Raw genomic sequence first — 16,556 nt, forward strand, 5'->3', positions numbered from 1 at the left:
ACATCCGTTTTGCGTTCGGTTCGACAGCTGGCTGGCGCCTCAATATCTATGTCCATGACAACGCACACGTCCACAGGAAATGCCGTCACCGCCGGTCCTGTGGCCGGCGAAACCCTCAAGGATCCGGCCCGCTGGCCAGGTCACGCGTTGGTCGCCGCGGGTCTGTTGGCGTTCGCTGTTGAGCCTGACCGGCTTTGCCGTCGGCCGTAACGGCGCCGCGCTGGCCGGAGTCGTCACTGCAGTGCTTCTGGTTGCCGGCGGCCTTGGCTGGTTGTTCGTCGAACATCGCCGGGCCCGCGCCAAGCTGGTCGGCGCCGCGCCGGAACGACCGGAGGACGCTGCACCGCTGTCCTGACGAGTGCGCCCTTAACGCACGCCGCGAGCGGCGTGTCCACGGACAGACACGCGCGCTCGCGGTGCAACGGTGCGCTACTAGCTAGCTCTCTTCGGCCAGGCGGGTCTTCAGCGCGTCGAACTCGTCCTTGATGCCCGTCGGCAGCTTCTCGCCGACGAATTCGAACCACTCCTCGATCAGCGGCAGTTCCTTGCGCCACTCCTCGGCATTGACCGCCAGCGCGAGGTCCACATCGTCGGCGTCGACGTCCAAGCCCTCGAGGTCGAGATCCGAGGCGGTGGGGACGATGCCGATCGGCGTGCTCTTGCCCTCCGCGGTGTGCTCGATGCGCTCGACGGCCCACTTCAGCACGCGGCTGTTCTCACCAAAGCCGGGCCACAGGAAGCGTCCGTCGTCGCCGCGGCGGAACCAGTTGACGAAGAACACCTTCGGCAGCTGCGACTCGTCGGCGTTCTTGCCGATGTTGATCCAGTGCTGGAAGTAGTCGCCGACGTTGTAGCCGAGGAACGGCAGCATCGCCATCGGGTCGCGGCGCACTGTGCCGACCTTGCCTTCGGCGGCGGCGGTCTGCTCGGAGCCCAGCGTGGCCCCGATGAACACGCCGTGCTGCCAGTCGCGGGCCTCGGTGATCAGCGGGACGGTCGTCTTGCGGCGGCCGCCGAACAGGATCGCCGAGATCGGCACACCCTGCGGGTCATCCCACTCCGGCGCGAGCGTCGGGCACTGCGCGATCGGCGTGCAGTAGCGCGAGTTCGGATGTGCCGCCTTGGTTTCCGTCTCGCGCAGGATCCAGTCGTTGCCCTTCCAGTCGATCAGGTGATCGGGCTCGCCCTCGAGGCCCTCCCACCACACGTCGCCGTCGTCGGTCTTGGCGACGTTGGTGAAGACGGTGTTGCCCCCCGCGATGGTCTTCATCGCATTGGGGTTGGAGTCCCAGTTGGTGCCCGGCGCGACACCGAAGAAACCGAACTCGGGGTTGGTGGCGTACAGGCGGCCGTCCTTGCCGAACCGCATCCAGGCGATGTCGTCACCCACGGTCTCGGCGCGCCAGCCCGGGATGGTGGGCTGCAGCATCGCGAGGTTGGTCTTGCCGCACGCCGACGGGAAGGCCGCGGCAATGTAGTACGCCTTGTTCTCCGGCGAGATCAGCTTGAGGATCAGCATGTGCTCGGCGAGCCAGCCCTCGTCGTGGGCCATCGCCGATGCGATGCGCAGCGAGTAGCACTTCTTACCGAGCAGTGCGTTTCCGCCGTAGCCCGAGCCGTAGCTCCAGATCTCGCGGGTCTCCGGAAAGTGAGTGATGTACTTCGTGTCGTTACACGGCCACGGCACGTCCTTTTGCCCCGGCTCCAGGGGGGCACCCAGTGAGTGCAGGGCTTTGACGAAGAAGCCGTCCTCGCCCAGCTTCTCCAGCGCCGCGGCACCCATCCGGGTCATGGTGCGCATCGACACGACCACGTACTCCGAGTCGGTGATCTCCACACCGAGCTTGGGGTCCTCGGCATCGAGCGGGCCCATGCAGAACGGCACCACCCACATGGTGCGTCCGCGCATCGAACCGCGGTAGAGGTCGGTCATGATGCCGCGCATCTCGGCGGGGTCCATCCAGTTGTTGGTGGGCCCGGCGTCGATCTCGCGCTGGCTGCAGATGTAGGTCCGCGACTCGACGCGGGCGACGTCGGACGGATCGGAGAGCGCCAGATAGGAGTTCGGCTGCTTATCGGGGTTCAGCTTCTGGAAGGTGCCTGCCTCGACGAGCTGAGCGCACACCCTCTCGTACTCTTCTTCGGATCCGTCGGCCCACGCGACGCGGTCCGGCTGGGTCAGCTCGGCAACTTCGCGAACCCAAGCGAGCAGTCCCTGGTGGTTGGTCGGTGCGGAATCCAGTCCCGGAATCGTCGCTGCGGTCATGCTGTGTTGTCTCCCTGCATCTTCTGCGAAAGGTCTGCCAGAAACGCGGGCGGCGACGAAAAGCGAGCTCACACGCTCGTCCCTTCGATGGCAGCCACGACCGTCACTGTGTATTGAGGTTAACGCGGGTGACATACCCGCGGGAATTCAGGACTATGTCCATTCACTCACAGGAACGATTCAGATGGCTTTCACCGGGAGGTCTACCCAGCGGTAACAAGTGCGGGTCCTCCCGGGAACGCAAATGTTTCCGGAGTTCGGCATCGATCGCCGCGATTTTCCGCCCGAACTCGACGTCCTCCGCGGCGCCCGCGGCGGCACTTTCGGATGCCAACGCCGCTTCGGCCGCCAGCATGCTCGTCGCCACCTTTTCCTCTGCAGCGGCCCGCACCGCGGCAGAAATCTCGACCACCCACGACTGAAGGACAGCTCGGACGTGCAGCAGGGCACGGGCGCGGATCACCCACACCGCGGTCGCCGCGCCCACGCCGACGCCGGTGACCAGGCCCGCCGCCGCCAGCCCCGGCGCCAGGCCTGTCACCAACCGCGTCACCACCAGCGCGACCCCGAACCCGAAGCCCGCCCCGAGCACAGCCATCAAGCGGTTCTCCAGGCGGTGTGACCGCAGCGGCGGACCCGTGACGGCGACCGCGAACCACGTGGCGGTGTGGTTGGTGTGCGCGGCGATGTCGCTGTCGATCTCGGCCAGGACGTCGTCGCACCGGCGCCTGACGCGTTCCGCGAAGCCCGGCACCTGGTGGCTGCGCAGAGTCGCAGTCTCGTCGATCAACTCCGCCCGCAGGGCCGCACACCGCCTGCGCGCGGTCTGCGTCGAAACCAGTCGCGCCTGCTGGACATCGCTGCGGAGCGTGCGCGCCCGGTCCGACACCGCCACCCGCCTGCGGCGTGACAGCTCCTCCCGCTCATCGCGAAGTAGCGCCGCGCGAAACTCCCTCGTGCGCAGCGTGATTCGCTCCGGATCGGCAAGTTCGGCCTCCATCAGGCGGACAAGCTCGTCCAGGCTCGGCTTCCCCAGCCGGGGCGCGGCCGCCGCACCGATCCACGGCATGCCGAGCCGCTCACGGTTGGCTGCCAGGACGCGCCGCCAGTCACGGTGGTCGTCGATCTTCGACACCACGCCGATCACCACATTCGTCGCAAAATCCACCAGCGCGCAATCGGATTCGACGACCGGGGCGACCGCCGATGCGACGAAGACGACCGCTACCGGCACAGGCATCCCGCCGACGTCATCCGCTTCGACGAACCGGTATGACGGCATCCGTCGCCGCAACGCGGCAGCCATCGAGGTGACCCCGGCGCGCGGGGGGCCCGTCACCAAGACCACGTCTTGTGCGCTCACCGCGCCTGCCCGAGCAGTCGCAGCGACCCGCGCGAGATCTCAGCAGCGCACCGGCGATGGAGCGCATCCAGCGGGCCGTCGGCGTAGCGGCGCCACTGCACCGCCCGCCGCACGTGGGTGTCCGGGTCGTCGCCCGGGTCTACCCGCAGACCCGAGGCCTCGAACAGTCCGACAGCGGCCGCCATCATCGCGATCACCACCTCGTCGCCGGCCAGGAACGCCGCGAGATCGTCGTCGCGGGTTTCGGTGGCCGCCCCCTCCAGCGTCACCAGGGCGGCACGTGCCCGCCGGTACCCGACCTCGGCGGCGAAACCCCCGAGCCGCTCAACGACCGCCTCGGTCTGGCTCAACCCCCGCACTCTGGCCGCCACCGCGTCCGCCCCTGCGCCCTCGACGACGGCCAGCACGGCGTGGGCCAGGCCGAAACGGTCGAAGCGTTCGAGCAGGCGCCGCCGAATCGGTGCGGGCACCACGTGGTCAGAACCGACGAAGGCATCGGTCGACGTCATGTCGGCGGGCTCGGTGGCCAGCGTCCGAAGCGCGTCGATCAGCTCGCCGTCGAGCTCGACCTCGGCGAGGTGGGCGACCATCGGCACGACGGGTCGCCCCACCGCGACGGCGATGTCGTCGGCGCTGCGCCTGGCCGCCGCCAGCGGACCGCCGACGACTCGGCCGGACAGATCGGCTTTGTTGAGGACGACCAGCGACGGCAGATCACCTCGCAGCGCGCGCCGATCTTCGGGCTTCGGTGTCTCGGCGATGACCACGACACGGACGTCGGCCGCGTCGGTAACCACTGCGACCCCGGCGCCGGTCAACGCACGCGCCACGGCGCCGCGACCCACCCCCGGACGGCCGACCACGGCGACCGCGAGAGGAGCACGTAGCCGCGCTTCGATCGCGCGCAGCCGCTGCGCTCCCGTCGACGCGGCGTAGCGTCCCAGAACATCGGCCAACGCCGGAACAGGTGACGACATCGATGCTCCCCCCGGGGTACATCGTGGCACCGGTCACGAGAGGGCAACGACACATCTTTTGCGAGCCCGTGGCCTGGGTAACCGCCTGTACCAGGAGAAGGCAACTGTTGGGTATCAATCTGTAACACGATGCGGGGAGCAGGGCGTTGATAGGCGACCATGGACGGATGCAGTCAACGGGTTCCGAGGTCGCCGCATCCGCGGATTCACCTCACCCGCACTTCAACCGGCGCGTCACCAGCTTCCGCGCGCGTCGCTCGACGATCTCGGACAACCAGCAGGCCACCTGGGACCGGCTGTGGCCGCAACTCGGCCGCCAGGCCCGTGACGGCGACAACCCGGCCGGTCCCCTGGACACCGACGCGTGGTTCGGCAGGCACGCCCCCGTCGTCCTGGAGATCGGGTGCGGCACGGGCACGTCCACCCTGGCGATGGCGAAGGCCGAGCCCGACATCGACGTCGTCGCCGTCGAGGTCTACCGACGCGGGCTGGCGCAGCTGCTGAGCGCCATCGACCGCGAACAGGTCGCCAACATCCGGCTCATCCGCGGTGACGGCGTCGACGTCCTCACCTCGATGTTCGGCCCGGAGTCACTCACCGGCGTCCGGGTCTTCTTCCCCGACCCGTGGCCGAAAGCACGTCACCACAAGCGCCGTCTTCTGCAGCCCGACACCGTGGCTCTGATCGCCGACCGGCTCCGCCCCGGCGGTGTGCTGCACGCGGCCACCGACCACCAGGGTTATGCCGAGCACATCGCCGAGGTCGGCGACGCCGAGCCCCGGTTGCGCCGCGTCGCCGTCGATGACGACCTGCCGATCTCGGTCGCCCGGCCCGTGACGAAGTACGAGCGCAAGGCACTCGCGGGGCCGATCGTGACCGAACTGCTCTGGGAGAGGACGCCGTGAGCCTCACCGACAACCTGCACGCCGCAGCGCTGCCCGACACCCCCGAGGTCGTCACGCCGGCCGAGCTCGGCGCCGAGGCGGCACCGCAGGCCGGGCGGGTCCTCCTCGTCTGGGACGCCCCGAACCTCGACATGGGTCTCGGCTCGATCCTCGGCGGCCGTCCCACTGCCGCGCACCGCCCGCGGTTCGACGCGCTGGGCCGCTGGCTGCTCTCGCGCACTGCCGAGCTGTCTGCCGAGTACGCGGACAGTGGACGCGCGGTGGCCCTGGAGCCCGAGGCAACCGTCTTCACCAACATCGCCCCGGGCAGTGCCGATGTCGTGCGGCCCTGGGTGGAGGCCTTGCGTAACGTGGGCTTCGCGGTGTTCGCCAAACCGAAGGTGGACGAAGACAGCGACGTCGACAGCGACATGCTGGCCCATATCGCCCTGCGCAACAGCCAGGGACTTGCCGGTCTCATCGTTGCTTCCGCCGACGGTCAGGCGTTCAAACTGCCGCTGGAGGACATCGCCAGGGACGGCGTCGCAGTCCAGGTGCTCGGATTTCGCGAACATGCCAGTTGGGCGTTAGCGTCGGATACCTTGGAGTTCGTCGATCTGGAGGACATCGCTGGTGTCTTCCGGGAGCCGTTACCGCGGATCGGACTCGATTCGCTGCCCGAGCAGGGCGCTTGGCTGCAGCCGTTCCGGCCGCTGTCGTCGCTCCTGACCTCGCGCGTCTAGAAAACTAAAAGCCTCGGTTTCGACGTGCGCGGGCCGACAGACATGACCGTTAGGAGCTGAACGTGTTCGCCTGGTGGGGTCGAACGGTGTACCAGTACCGATACATAGTGATCGGTGTCATGGTCGCACTGTGCCTGGGCGGCGGCGTCTACGGCATCAGCCTGGGACAGCACGTCACCCAGAGCGGTTTCTATGACGAGGGCAGCCAATCCGTCCACGCGTCGCTGGTTTCGGACGAGGCTTACGGCCGCGACCGCACCAGCCACGTCGTGGCGATCCTGACGCCGCCCGACGGTGAGAAGGTCACCGATCCCGAGTGGATCAAGACGGTCACCGATGAGCTCAACGACCTCGTCGCCGACCACGAGGACCAGATCGTCAGCTGGGTCGGCTGGCTGCGCGCGCCGGACAGCGACTCCCCGACCGTGCAGCAGATGAAGACCGCTGACGAGTCGAAGACCTTCATCAGCATCCCGCTCAAGGGCGACGACGACGACGAGATCCTGAAGAACTACCAGGCCATCGAGCCCCAGCTCTCCGAGGTCAACGACGGCCGCATCCAGCTGGCCGGCCTGAATCCGCTGGCCAGCGAGCTGACCGGAACCATCGGCGAGGACCAGAAGCGTGCCGAGGTGGCCGCCATCCCGCTGGTCTGCGTCGTGCTCTTCTTCGTATTCGGCGGTGTGATCGCCGCGGCGCTGCCCGGCATCATCGGCGGCCTGACGATCGCAGGCGCGTTGGGCATCATGCGCGTCTTCGCCGAGTTCATGCCCGTCCACTTCTTCGCCCAGCCCGTCGTCACGCTGATGGGGTTGGGCATTGCCATCGACTACGGCCTCTTCATGGTGAGCCGGTTCCGAGAAGAGCTGGCGGAGGGCTACGACACCGAGGCCGCCGTCCGGCGCGCCGTGATGACGTCGGGCCGCACCATCATGTTCTCGGCCGTCATCCTGGTCGCGTCCTCGGTTCCGCTGCTGCTGTTCCCGCAGGGCTTCCTCAAGTCGATCACCTACGCCATCATCGCCTCGGTCATGCTGGCGGCGATCCTGTCGATCACCGTGCTGCCGGCAGCGCTCGGAATCCTGGGCCCCCGTGTCGACGCGCTCGGCGTGCGTTGGCTGCTGAAGTTCATCCAGTCCGACGTCACCTCGGACCCGTCCAACACCAAGACCAACACGCTGGCGATCGCCTCGATCCCGGCGGGCCTGCTGGTCCCGCCGGTCGGCGTCGCGCTGGGCCACCTGGCCAGGAAGCGCATCCGGCAGTCCGGCGAGCAAGGTCTGCCGCTGACGATGATCGGCTTGGCGCTCGGCTACGTCGGAACGCTGGGCTGGCTGACCTACCTGGTCATGGCCAACAGGGACGCCCTGGACGGTGGTCTGTACTGGGTCCTGCTGGGCGTGATCATCTTCGTCGCCGTCGTCGCAGGCGGGCTGGCGCTCGCCCGGTACGTGCCGCTGGCCCGCACACCGATCGTGTGGTGGGTCGAGTGGCTGGCGGAGAAGACGCAGAAGACCAAGACACGCGCCGAAGTCGAGAAGGGCTTCTGGGGCAAGCTCGTCAATGTCGTGATGAAGCGGCCGATCGCGTTCGCCGCGCCGATTCTGATCGTGATGATCCTGCTGGTGATCCCGCTGGGACAGCTCGCGCTCGGCGGCATCAGCGAGAAGTACCTGCCGCCCGACAACGGCGTGCGCCAGGCGCAGGAGGATTTCGACCGCAGCTTCCCCGGTTTCCGCACCGAACCGTTGACGTTGGTCATCGAACGGCAGGACGGTGAGCCGGTCACCGACCAGCAGCTGGCCGAGGTCCGCGCCGAGGCGATGACGATCAGCGGGTTCATCGACCCGGACAACGACCCCTCCAAGATGTGGCAGGAGCGCTCCGTTCAGGAGGGCGGCTCGAAAGACCCGTCGATCCGGGTCCTGCAGAACGGTCTGATCAACCGCAACGACGCGTCCCAGAAGATCGACGAACTCCGCTCGATCCAGCCTCCCCGCGGCCTCGACATCTCTGTCGGCGGTACCCCCGCGCTGGAACAGGACAGCATCCACAGCCTGTTCGACAAGCTGCCTCTGATGGTGGTCGTGCTGATCGTCACGACGACGATCCTGATGTTCCTCGCATTCGGATCCATCGTGCTGCCGATCAAGGCGGCGCTGATGAGCGCGCTGACGCTCGGGTCCACGATGGGCATCCTCACCTGGATGTTCGTCGACGGCCACGGCTCAGGGCTGATGAACTACACACCTCAGCCGCTGATGGCTCCGATGATCGGCCTGATCATCGCGGTGATCTGGGGTCTGTCGACCGACTACGAGGTCTTCCTCGTCTCCCGCATGGTCGAGGCCCGCGAGCGCGGCATGTCCACGGCGGAGGCGATCCGCATCGGCACCGCCACCACCGGACGCCTGATCACGGGCGCGGCGCTGGTGCTGGCCGTGGTCGCAGGCGCGTTCGTGTTCTCCGACCTGGTGATGATGAAGTACTTGGCGTTCGGCCTGCTCATCGCGCTGCTGCTGGACGCGACGATCATCCGGATGTTCCTGGTGCCCGCCATCATGAAGCTGCTCGGTGACGACTGCTGGTGGGCGCCGCGCTGGATGAAGCGGATCCAGGAGAAGCTCGGCCTCGGTGAGACGGAACTCCCCGACGAGCGCAAGCGTCCGACGGTCCGCGACGAGCGTGACGAACCCGCCGAGGCACTCGTCGGTGTGGGCGGCCCGCCGCCCATGGCGGGCGGGCGAGGGTTGCCGCCGCACGATCCCGGCCACCCCGGACCCGGCCGTCCCGGACCGGGACGTCCGCCCGTCGGCCCCCGACCCGGGTTGCCGCCGCGGACAGGCGAACCGTCCGCTCAGGGCACGACGCGGATCCCGACCGCACCGCCGCGTCCGCCGGTGGCCCCGCCACCGGTCCCCGCGCCGGATCCCGAGCCGCAGACCACCCGGCTGTCGGTCGCCAAGAACGTGGTCCGCAGCGCGGTGAGCGGCGCCGCCGCGGCGGCGCAGCGCGCACGGTCCGACAAACCGGCGGCCCCGCAGCCGCGAGAAGACCGCGAGATCGAATCGTGGCTCGGTGACCTGCGCGGCACCGACGCCCCCGCGGGTCCGCCTCATCCTCTGCGGCCGTCGGCCGAGCCGACCCGCGCGATGCCTGACACCGTCAGCAACGAGCCGACCACGGCGATACCGCAGGCCCACGGTGACGAGGCCGACGACGCCGCGCCCACCCGGGCCATCCCCGCGCAGCGCAAGACGGATGCCGACGCCGCGACGGAGAAGCTCAATACACGGCCCGATTCGGAGGACACCCCGCGCCGCGGTGGCGGCGGGCTCAGCGCGCAGGACCTGCTGCGCCGCGAAGGCCGGCTCTAGCTCGGAGGGTCATTCCGCGTCAGGCCTGGGTGAGGTAGATCTTGCGCAGGGTTTCGGTGACGGTCCACGTCGTCTCGGCGCCCGCGGCCAGACGCACGACGTCGCCGGGACCGACCCGGAGCGTGGGACTGTCGTCACCGAACTCGATGGTCGCCGAACCTGCCAGGACGATGAAGACCTCGTCGACCTCGACGTCGGTGGCGACACCCGGCGTCATCTCCCAGACGCCTACCTCGACGCCGTAGAAGCTGGTCAGTTCCGCCGCACCGATCCGTGGGTCACCACCGACACGTTGGTCGCCGGGCACCGCCTCGTGGTCGAGATGAAGTCCGGCCGCGTGGGACACGCTGTTCGATCCGAGTTCGGCCATGTCAGGTCAGCCTTTCGTGGGCTCGACGTCGTCGGGTTCGGCGTTGATGAGGCCCTCGTCGTCGGCTTCCATCGCCGCTTCCTCGGCTTCGGGGTCGTCGGCGATCAGAACGCGAATCGCGCTGTTGAGGAATGCCAGCGTCGGCACGGCGAGCAGTGCCCCGACGATCCCGGCGAGCACGCCGCCGCCAGCGATGGCGAGCACGATGGCCAGCGGATGGATCGCAACGGCCCGACCCATCACCAGCGGTTGCAGGACATGGCCCTCCAGCTGCTGCACCGCGATGATCAGGCCGAGCGTGATCAGCGCGAAGACCCAGCCCTTCGCGATCAGCGCGACAACCACCGCCAGAAAGCCGGTCACGAGAGCGCCGACCAACGGGACGAACGCGCCCATGAAGACCAGCGAGGCAAGCGGCAGCGCCAGCGGCACCCCCATGATCGCCAAGCCGACGCCGATGCCGATCGCGTCCACGGCCGCCACCAGGAATGTCGCGCGCACAAAGCCGATCAGCGACCGAAAGCCCGCCCGGCCCGCATCCCGCACCCGCCCCTGCACGTGCTTGGGGAACACTTTGGTGACGAACCCGAAGATGTTGCGGCCGCCGTGCAGCAGGAAGATCAGAGTGAAGAAGACCAGCAGGGCACCGGTGACGATTTCGGTCAGCGTGCCCGCCGTGGACAGCGCGCCGCTGGTGAGTTTCTCCTGATTGCTCTGCAACGCCTCGATGGCGGTGTCGCGGGCCTGGTTGATCTGCTGGTCGCTGACCTGAAGCGGGCCGTCGGTCAGCCACTTGCCGACCCCTTCGATGCTTGTCGAGACTTGGCCCACCAAAGCGGGTGCGCCCTCCACGAATTGGGTCACGACGAACGCGAGCAGCGCCCCGAACAGCGCAATGCTGGTGAGCAGCACCAGCGCCACCGCACCTCCGCGCGGGGCACCGCGCTTGTCGAGGAAGTCGACGACGGGCATCAGAAGCGCTGCGATTATCGTCGCCAACGCGACCGGGACCACCAGGATCTCGAGCTTCAGCATGAGCCACAGCACGGTGAGCACCGCGCCGAAAATCACCAGGAGACGCCACGACCAGGCCGCCGCCCGACGCACCACGGGAGTGACCGACGCGTCGGCGAAGGAGTCCAGAGACGGGCGGATCGGCATCCCGGTAGCGTAACGGGCTCGCCCACCCAAGCCCCGGATCTGCGGTTTTCGTCGCTTCTACGCTTAGTCTGTAGGGCGTGTCCCACGACGCGCCCGCGAGCGACACGCAGGCCGACCCCGGCCAGCATCGCTCCCGGGGCAAGTATTGGTGGCTGCGCTGGGTTCTGATCGCGCTGGCCGTCATCGTGCTGGCCGTCGAGCTCGCGCTGGTGCGCGACCAGCTGGCCAAGGCGTGGAAGAGCGTGGTGTCGGCCAATCCGCTGTGGGTGCTGGCCGCCGTGGTCGCGGCGATGGCCTCGATGCACAGCTTCGCCCAGATCCAGCGCACGCTGCTGCGATCGGCAGGTGTGCGCGTCCACCAGTGGCGGTCCGAGACGGCGTTCTACGCCGGCAACGCATTGTCGACGACGCTGCCCGGCGGCCCGGTACTGTCGGCGACGTTCATCTACCGTCAACAAAGACTTTGGGGCGCATCACCTTTGGTGGCCTCGTGGCAGCTCGTCATGTCCGGCGTGCTCCAGATCGTCGGGCTTGCGCTGCTGGGCCTCGGCGGCGCCTTCCTGCTGGGCGCCAGCAAGAACCCGCTGTCGCTGATCTTCTCGCTTGGCGGGTTCGTCGCGCTGATCCTGCTGGCGCAGGCGGTGGCCACCCGCCCGGAACTCATCGAGGGCATCGGCGGCCGGGTGCTGAGCTGGGTGAACTCGGTGCGCGGCAAACCTCCGCAAACCGGTCTGGCCAAGTGGCGCGAGATCCTTACCCAGCTGGAGTCGGTGCAGCTCAGCCGCCGCGATCTCGGTGAGGCTTTCAGCTGGTCGCTGTTCAACTGGGTCGCCGACGTCGCTTGCCTGCTCTTCGCCTGCTATGCCACCGGCGGGCATCCCTCGATCGCCGGCGTCACCGTCGCCTACGCGGCTGCGCGCGCGGTCGGCTCCATCCCGCTGATGCCGGGCGGCCTGCTCGTGGTCGAGGCGGTGCTGGTGCCCGGCCTGGTGTCGAGCGGGATGTCGCTGGCGTCCGCGATCTCGGCCATGCTGATCTATCGCCTCGTCAGCTGGATCTTCATCTCTGCCATCGGCTGGGTGGTGTTCTTCTTCATGTTCCGCACCGAGAGCGGAATCGACCCCGACTCCCGCACGACACCGGAACCTGACGCCGAGGCAGCTGAACAGTTCAGCCCAGACCCCGATGCGCCACACCCTCCGGGAGAGAATTCCGGCGACCCCCCGGAAGACCCCCGCGACCCACGAAAGTAGCTGCGCCCCATGCCGGTTCGCTCGACCCTCGCCGTCCTGTCCGCCGCAGCGCTGTTGACCGCGTCGTGCGCCTCGTCCCCCGAGACCACGCCCGCGGCGACCAGTGCCTCCCCGCTGCCCGCAGCCACGCCCGTCCCGGCGCCCCCGGACACCACGGTCCCGTCGGTCGCCACCCCATTGGTGGGCCGCGTCCTGGCCGCACCCATCCCGGTGCCTGCCACCGACGGCAAGGTCCACCTGGCCTACGAGCTGATGGTCACCAACACGCTGGCCCAGGACGTGACCCTGACGTCGGTCGAGGTGCGCGGCGGCAGCGACAACAGAGACAACAGGGACACGGCGCTGCTCACCCTGCCCCGAGACCGCCTGCAGTACTGGACCCGTGTGCTCGGAACCCCCACGCCGACAACGGTGATCGGTGCGGCCCAAACCGCGACGGTGTGGCTGGACGTGGCGCTGCCGCCCACCGATCCGATTCCCGAGCAGCTCACCCACGCCGTCTCGATCACCGTTCCCGACCCGATGCCGCCCCTGTTCCCAGATGCGATGACAGAGGAGGTCGCGCCCGTCACGGTCCAGACGCGCAAGCCCGTCGAGATCTCACCGCCGCTGGCCGGCCCGAACTGGCTGGACGGCAACAGCTGCTGCGACATGACGGCACACCGAATGGCGCTCAACCCCATCAACGGTGAGATCTGGGCGGCCGAACGCTTCGCCATCGACTACGTCCAGCTCGGCCCTGACGGCCGGCTCTTCACCGGAGACAAGGTCAACACCGACAGCTACCCGTATTTCGGTGCCGACATCCTCGCGGTGGGCGACGGTCCTGTGGTCAGCGTGCAGGACGGACTCCCCGAACAGGTGCCCGGTGTCACGCCAAAGGGCTTGGCGCTGGGCGAATACGGCGGAAACCACATCGTCCAGGACCTCGGTGAGGGCAACTACGCGTTCTACGCCCATCTGCAGACCGGCTCGGTGAAGGTCAAGCCCGGCGACCGGCTGACCACCGGCCAGTCCATCGCGTCGCTAGGCAACTCCGGCAACTCCGATGCGCCGCATCTGCACTTCCATGTGATGAGCACGCCGGACCCTCTGCGCTCCGACGGCCTGCCGTTCGTCTTCGGGTCGTACCGCCTCGACTCGCGAACCACCGCCGACCTCGACGGCCTGCTCGACGGCAGGCCCGCCGATCTCGAGCCCGGTTTCGCGCCGCGCGACCAAAAGGGCACCACCCCACTTGTTTACGATGTGATGACCTATGAAGAGCGTTGACCGTTCCCTCGCGCTGAAAGCGCTCGCCGCGGACCTCCTGTGTGTCGTGGTGTTCTGCACGATCGGGCGGCGCAGTCACGCCGAAGGTCTGACCATCGCGGGGATCGCCGAGACGGCGTGGCCGTTCCTGGCGGGCACCGGCGTGGGTTGGCTGCTCGCGAGGGGCTGGCAGCGCCCGACCTCGCTGGCTCCGACAGGGCTGATCGTCTGGGTGGCCACCGTCGTCGTCGGCATGCTGCTGCGCAAGCTCACCTCGCAGGGCACCGCGACGAGCTTCATCGTCGTCGCATCCATCACGACCGCGGTGCTGCTGCTCGGCTGGCGTGGCGTCATCCATGCGTTGTCACGGCGCGCCGGCCGTTAGATCACTGCTCCGAATCTTGTGGCAGCTCAGGAGACGTCGACACCACAAGGGTGGCACGCAAGCCACCCAGCGGTCCGTCGGTGAGGGCGATCGCCCCGCCGTGCAGCTCGGCCTGCTGAGCCACCAGCGCCAGCCCCAGCCCTGAACCGCCCGGCGCGGCGTTGCTGCCGCGCGAAAACCTCCCGAGCACCGTCTCGTGCTCCTCGGCGGGCAAGCCCCGGCCGTTGTCGTCGACGACGATGGTGATCTCGTTGGCGTCCCGATGCGCGGCCAACACGATGCGGGTCGCCGCACCGTGGGTGATCGCGTTGCGCACCAGGTTGTCGACGGCCAGCCTCAGGCCGCTGGGCCAGCCCAGCACGGTACCCAGGTCGTCGGCGGCCTCGATGTCGATCTGCACGTCGCGGCTCACCCGCATGTTCTCCCGGGCAACCCGGTCGAGCATGTCGGCCACGTCGATCACCTCGCGGTCCTCGGCCTGAGCGAGCTGACCCGACGCGAGCTGGCCCAGCGCGGTGATGATGCCTTCGACCCTGCGCTGCGCGCGCGAAAGATCGGCGACGACTTCTTCGCGCTCGTCATCGGGCAGATTGTGGATGCGCAGCGTGTCCAGGTCGGCGCGCATCGCGGTCAGCGGCGTGCGCAGTTCGTGAGCCGCGTTGGCGGCGAAGTCCTGGGCGGCCTGCAGCGAGTTGGTGGTGGCCCGCTGTGCGGCTGCCAATCGGTCCAACATCGCGCTCATCGCCTCGGACAGGTCCTCGGCCTCGCGGACTCCGTGCACCGCCGGGATCTGCTCGCTGCCGTCACCGAGCTGTTTGGTGTGTTCGGTCAGTTTGCGCAGCGGGCGGATCGCAGGACCGGCCAGCAACCAGCCCAGGACGCCGGCAAGGAGCACCGTCACGACCCCGACCCCGATGTAGAACGGAATCCTGGCCCGGCTCAACAGGATGCTGTCGGCGCGGATGCCGATCGACATCAGTACCCCGCCGTCTTCCTCCACCGGGATGGTGCGCACCCGGTACTCCACCCCGTTGACGATCACGGTCTCGGTGCCCGGCGGCAACGCGGGCAACTGAAAACCCCGCTGGAAGACGACCTGGCCCGAGGATCGCGACCGCCCCGTCTGCAGCACCCCGCGGCGCGGGTCGGTCAGCTGATCGGGAAACACGCTGGCGTCGACGATCGCATCGAGACGCCGATCCAGCTGTACCTCATCGTTGTTGGCCAGTACCAACGAGGTGAGAATGGTGAACGCGGCGACGACGGCAGCCGCGGCGGCCGCCGCCGCGATGGCAACCCTGGTGCGCAGAGACGCCGACCTGAGGAACCTCGGAAGTCTCAGGGCTCTTCCCGCAGCACGTAACCGATACCGCGCACCGTATGGATGACGCGGGGAAGCCCGTCGCGTTCGAGCTTGCGGCGCAGATAGGACACGAACACGTCGGCGACGTTGGTGTCGACGTCGAAGTCGTAACCCCAGACCAGCTCCAGCAGACGCTGCCGGCTCAGCACGACGCCTGCGTTCTCGGCGAGCGCGGCCAGGAGATCGAACTCCCGCTTGGTCAGGGCGACCCGTTCGCCGGCGACGAACACCAGCCTGCGCGCGGTGTCGATGGTCAGCGATCCGACCGTCATCGAATCGGAGGTCGGGTCGGAGTGATGTGCCCGCCGCAGCAGCGCATGCAGCCGGGCCACCAGCTCGCCCAGATCGAAAGGCTTGGTGAGGTAGTCGTCGGCGCCGGCCTCGAGTCCGGCGATGCGGTCGTTGACGGTGTCGCGCGCCGACAGCACGCAGATCGGAATGTCGTTGCCGAGTGCTCGCAGCGCCGTCACCACGGCGACCCCGTCGAGTTCGGGCATCTGCACGTCGAGCACGAGCGCATCGTGGGATTCACTGGACAGCAGCCGCAGCGCTTCCCTGCCCGTCGCGGCAACGCGCACGTCGAACCCGGAATGCCGCAGACCTCGGGCAACCGAGGTCCGGACATCCGGGTCGTCGTCCACCATGAGAACCGTCCGGCCCGCGCCGTCCTGGGCGGACAGCTCCCCCGCGCGAGCGGGAGGAGTATCCACCCTGTCCCGCATCGTCGTGATTAGAAGTCGGGTCCGTCCGGATCCTGCGGGGTGAAGCCGCAGCGGTGCTTGATGTCGGCAAGCGGCTGACGAACACCCTTCAGCTCGGCCTCGATCTGCGGGTGGGCGGCGAGGTACTCGGCCACCTCGGCGTCGATCTGGGCACGCGGCGCGCCGTGCAGATTGCTGAAGAACGTGTTCACCTCGGGATGGGTGAACAGGTAGGCGGAGGTGGCCGCCGAAACACCGGAGGCGACGCCGGCGAAGTCGGCCGCGGTGCAGTTCGGCGGGTCGTTCTGCGGGACGGGCTGAGCCGAAGCCGGCGCAGCACCTAGGACGCCGAACAGCACAGCGCCGGACACCGCACCCGCGCCCAGCACGCCTGCTACCGCACGACGCACCATGGGGGCCGAGTTCAACATGAAGGCTCCTTCTTCAGAAGAGGTTGACAGA

At 68.3% G+C, this 16,556-nt stretch carries 15 protein-coding genes; 7 read left to right on the forward strand and 8 right to left on the reverse strand.

What is annotated here, in order from left to right; translation table 11 throughout:
- Positions 1–178 precede the first annotated feature (178 nt).
- Positions 179–355, forward strand: coding sequence for a hypothetical protein (locus AWC12_RS31260; protein ID WP_165762864.1), 177 nt, complete (start codon positions 179–181; stop codon positions 353–355).
- 81 nt (positions 356–436) lie between these two features.
- On the opposite strand, the gene AWC12_RS28150 is transcribed toward AWC12_RS31260, so the two are convergent.
- The 3 genes from AWC12_RS28150 to AWC12_RS28160 all read right to left on the reverse strand — a co-directional run bounded on the left by AWC12_RS28150 (position 437) and on the right by AWC12_RS28160 (position 4,606).
- Positions 437–2,266, reverse strand: coding sequence for a phosphoenolpyruvate carboxykinase (GTP) (locus tag AWC12_RS28150; RefSeq protein ID WP_024449364.1), 1,830 nt, complete (start codon positions 2,264–2,266; stop codon positions 437–439).
- 163 nt (positions 2,267–2,429) lie between these two features.
- On the reverse strand, positions 2,430–3,605 hold the full coding sequence (locus tag AWC12_RS28155) for a hypothetical protein (RefSeq protein ID WP_234814189.1): 1,176 nt from the start codon (positions 3,603–3,605) through the stop codon (positions 2,430–2,432).
- A 20-nt stretch (positions 3,606–3,625) separates the two neighbouring features.
- Positions 3,626–4,606 (reverse strand): hypothetical protein, encoded by a 981-nt coding sequence (locus AWC12_RS28160; protein ID WP_234814190.1) that lies wholly within the window; start codon positions 4,604–4,606, stop codon positions 3,626–3,628.
- 149 nt (positions 4,607–4,755) lie between these two features.
- Here AWC12_RS28160 and trmB point away from each other — a divergent pair, with 149 nt between their 5' ends.
- The 3 genes from trmB to AWC12_RS28175 all read left to right on the forward strand — a co-directional run bounded on the left by trmB (position 4,756) and on the right by AWC12_RS28175 (position 9,610).
- On the forward strand, positions 4,756–5,511 hold the full coding sequence (gene trmB, locus AWC12_RS28165) for a tRNA (guanosine(46)-N7)-methyltransferase TrmB (protein ID WP_024449367.1): 756 nt from the start codon (positions 4,756–4,758) through the stop codon (positions 5,509–5,511).
- Positions 5,508–6,233 carry an NYN domain-containing protein gene (locus AWC12_RS28170; RefSeq protein ID WP_085178188.1) on the forward strand — a complete coding sequence of 242 codons (726 nt, stop codon included), beginning with the start codon at positions 5,508–5,510 and terminating at the stop codon, positions 6,231–6,233. Before trmB ends, AWC12_RS28170 begins: the two co-directional genes overlap by 4 nt.
- Positions 6,234–6,295: 62 nt before the next feature.
- Positions 6,296–9,610, forward strand: a complete 3,315-nt coding sequence (locus AWC12_RS28175; protein ID WP_085178189.1) for an MMPL family transporter — start codon at positions 6,296–6,298, stop codon at positions 9,608–9,610.
- Positions 9,611–9,629: 19 nt separating this feature from the next.
- Here the strand turns inward: AWC12_RS28175 and AWC12_RS28180 are convergent, their stop codons facing one another.
- Positions 9,630–9,980 (reverse strand): cupin domain-containing protein, encoded by a 351-nt coding sequence (locus AWC12_RS28180; RefSeq protein WP_024449370.1) that lies wholly within the window; start codon positions 9,978–9,980, stop codon positions 9,630–9,632.
- Between the two features lie 6 nt (positions 9,981–9,986).
- On the reverse strand, positions 9,987–11,141 hold the full coding sequence (locus AWC12_RS28185; RefSeq protein WP_024449371.1) for an AI-2E family transporter: 1,155 nt from the start codon (positions 11,139–11,141) through the stop codon (positions 9,987–9,989).
- 77 nt (positions 11,142–11,218) lie between these two features.
- On the opposite strand from AWC12_RS28185, the gene AWC12_RS28190 reads away from it, so the two are divergent.
- The 3 genes from AWC12_RS28190 to AWC12_RS28200 are packed head-to-tail and all read left to right on the forward strand — an operon-like array spanning position 11,219 to position 14,030.
- Positions 11,219–12,394 carry a lysylphosphatidylglycerol synthase transmembrane domain-containing protein gene (locus tag AWC12_RS28190; RefSeq protein WP_085178190.1) on the forward strand — a complete coding sequence of 392 codons (1,176 nt, stop codon included), beginning with the start codon at positions 11,219–11,221 and terminating at the stop codon, positions 12,392–12,394.
- Positions 12,395–12,403: 9 nt separating this feature from the next.
- A complete protein-coding gene (locus AWC12_RS28195; protein WP_085178191.1) occupies positions 12,404–13,666 on the forward strand; it encodes a M23 family metallopeptidase in 1,263 nt (420 codons plus the stop codon).
- Positions 13,653–14,030, forward strand: a complete 378-nt coding sequence (locus AWC12_RS28200; RefSeq protein WP_024449374.1) for a DUF3054 domain-containing protein — start codon at positions 13,653–13,655, stop codon at positions 14,028–14,030. The genes AWC12_RS28195 and AWC12_RS28200 overlap by 14 nt, the downstream gene beginning before the upstream one ends.
- A gap of 1 nt (position 14,031) precedes the next feature.
- Here AWC12_RS28200 and AWC12_RS28205 read toward each other — a convergent pair whose 3' ends face one another.
- The 3 genes from AWC12_RS28205 to AWC12_RS28215 are packed head-to-tail and all read right to left on the reverse strand — an operon-like array spanning position 14,032 to position 16,525.
- The gene (locus AWC12_RS28205; RefSeq protein ID WP_085178192.1) at positions 14,032–15,372 is read right to left on the reverse strand and encodes a HAMP domain-containing sensor histidine kinase; all 1,341 of its coding nucleotides are present in this window, start codon (positions 15,370–15,372) and stop codon (positions 14,032–14,034) included.
- Positions 15,369–16,115, reverse strand: a complete 747-nt coding sequence (locus AWC12_RS28210; protein ID WP_085178193.1) for a response regulator transcription factor — start codon at positions 16,113–16,115, stop codon at positions 15,369–15,371. The genes AWC12_RS28205 and AWC12_RS28210 overlap by 4 nt, the downstream gene beginning before the upstream one ends.
- An 8-nt stretch (positions 16,116–16,123) precedes the next feature.
- A complete protein-coding gene (locus tag AWC12_RS28215) occupies positions 16,124–16,525 on the reverse strand; it encodes a heme-binding protein (protein WP_024449377.1) in 402 nt (133 codons plus the stop codon).
- Between the last annotated feature and the right edge of the window lie 31 nt (positions 16,526–16,556).

Source organism: Mycolicibacterium iranicum (assembly GCF_002101705.1).
Lineage (GTDB): Bacteria > Actinomycetota > Actinomycetes > Mycobacteriales > Mycobacteriaceae > Mycobacterium > Mycobacterium iranicum.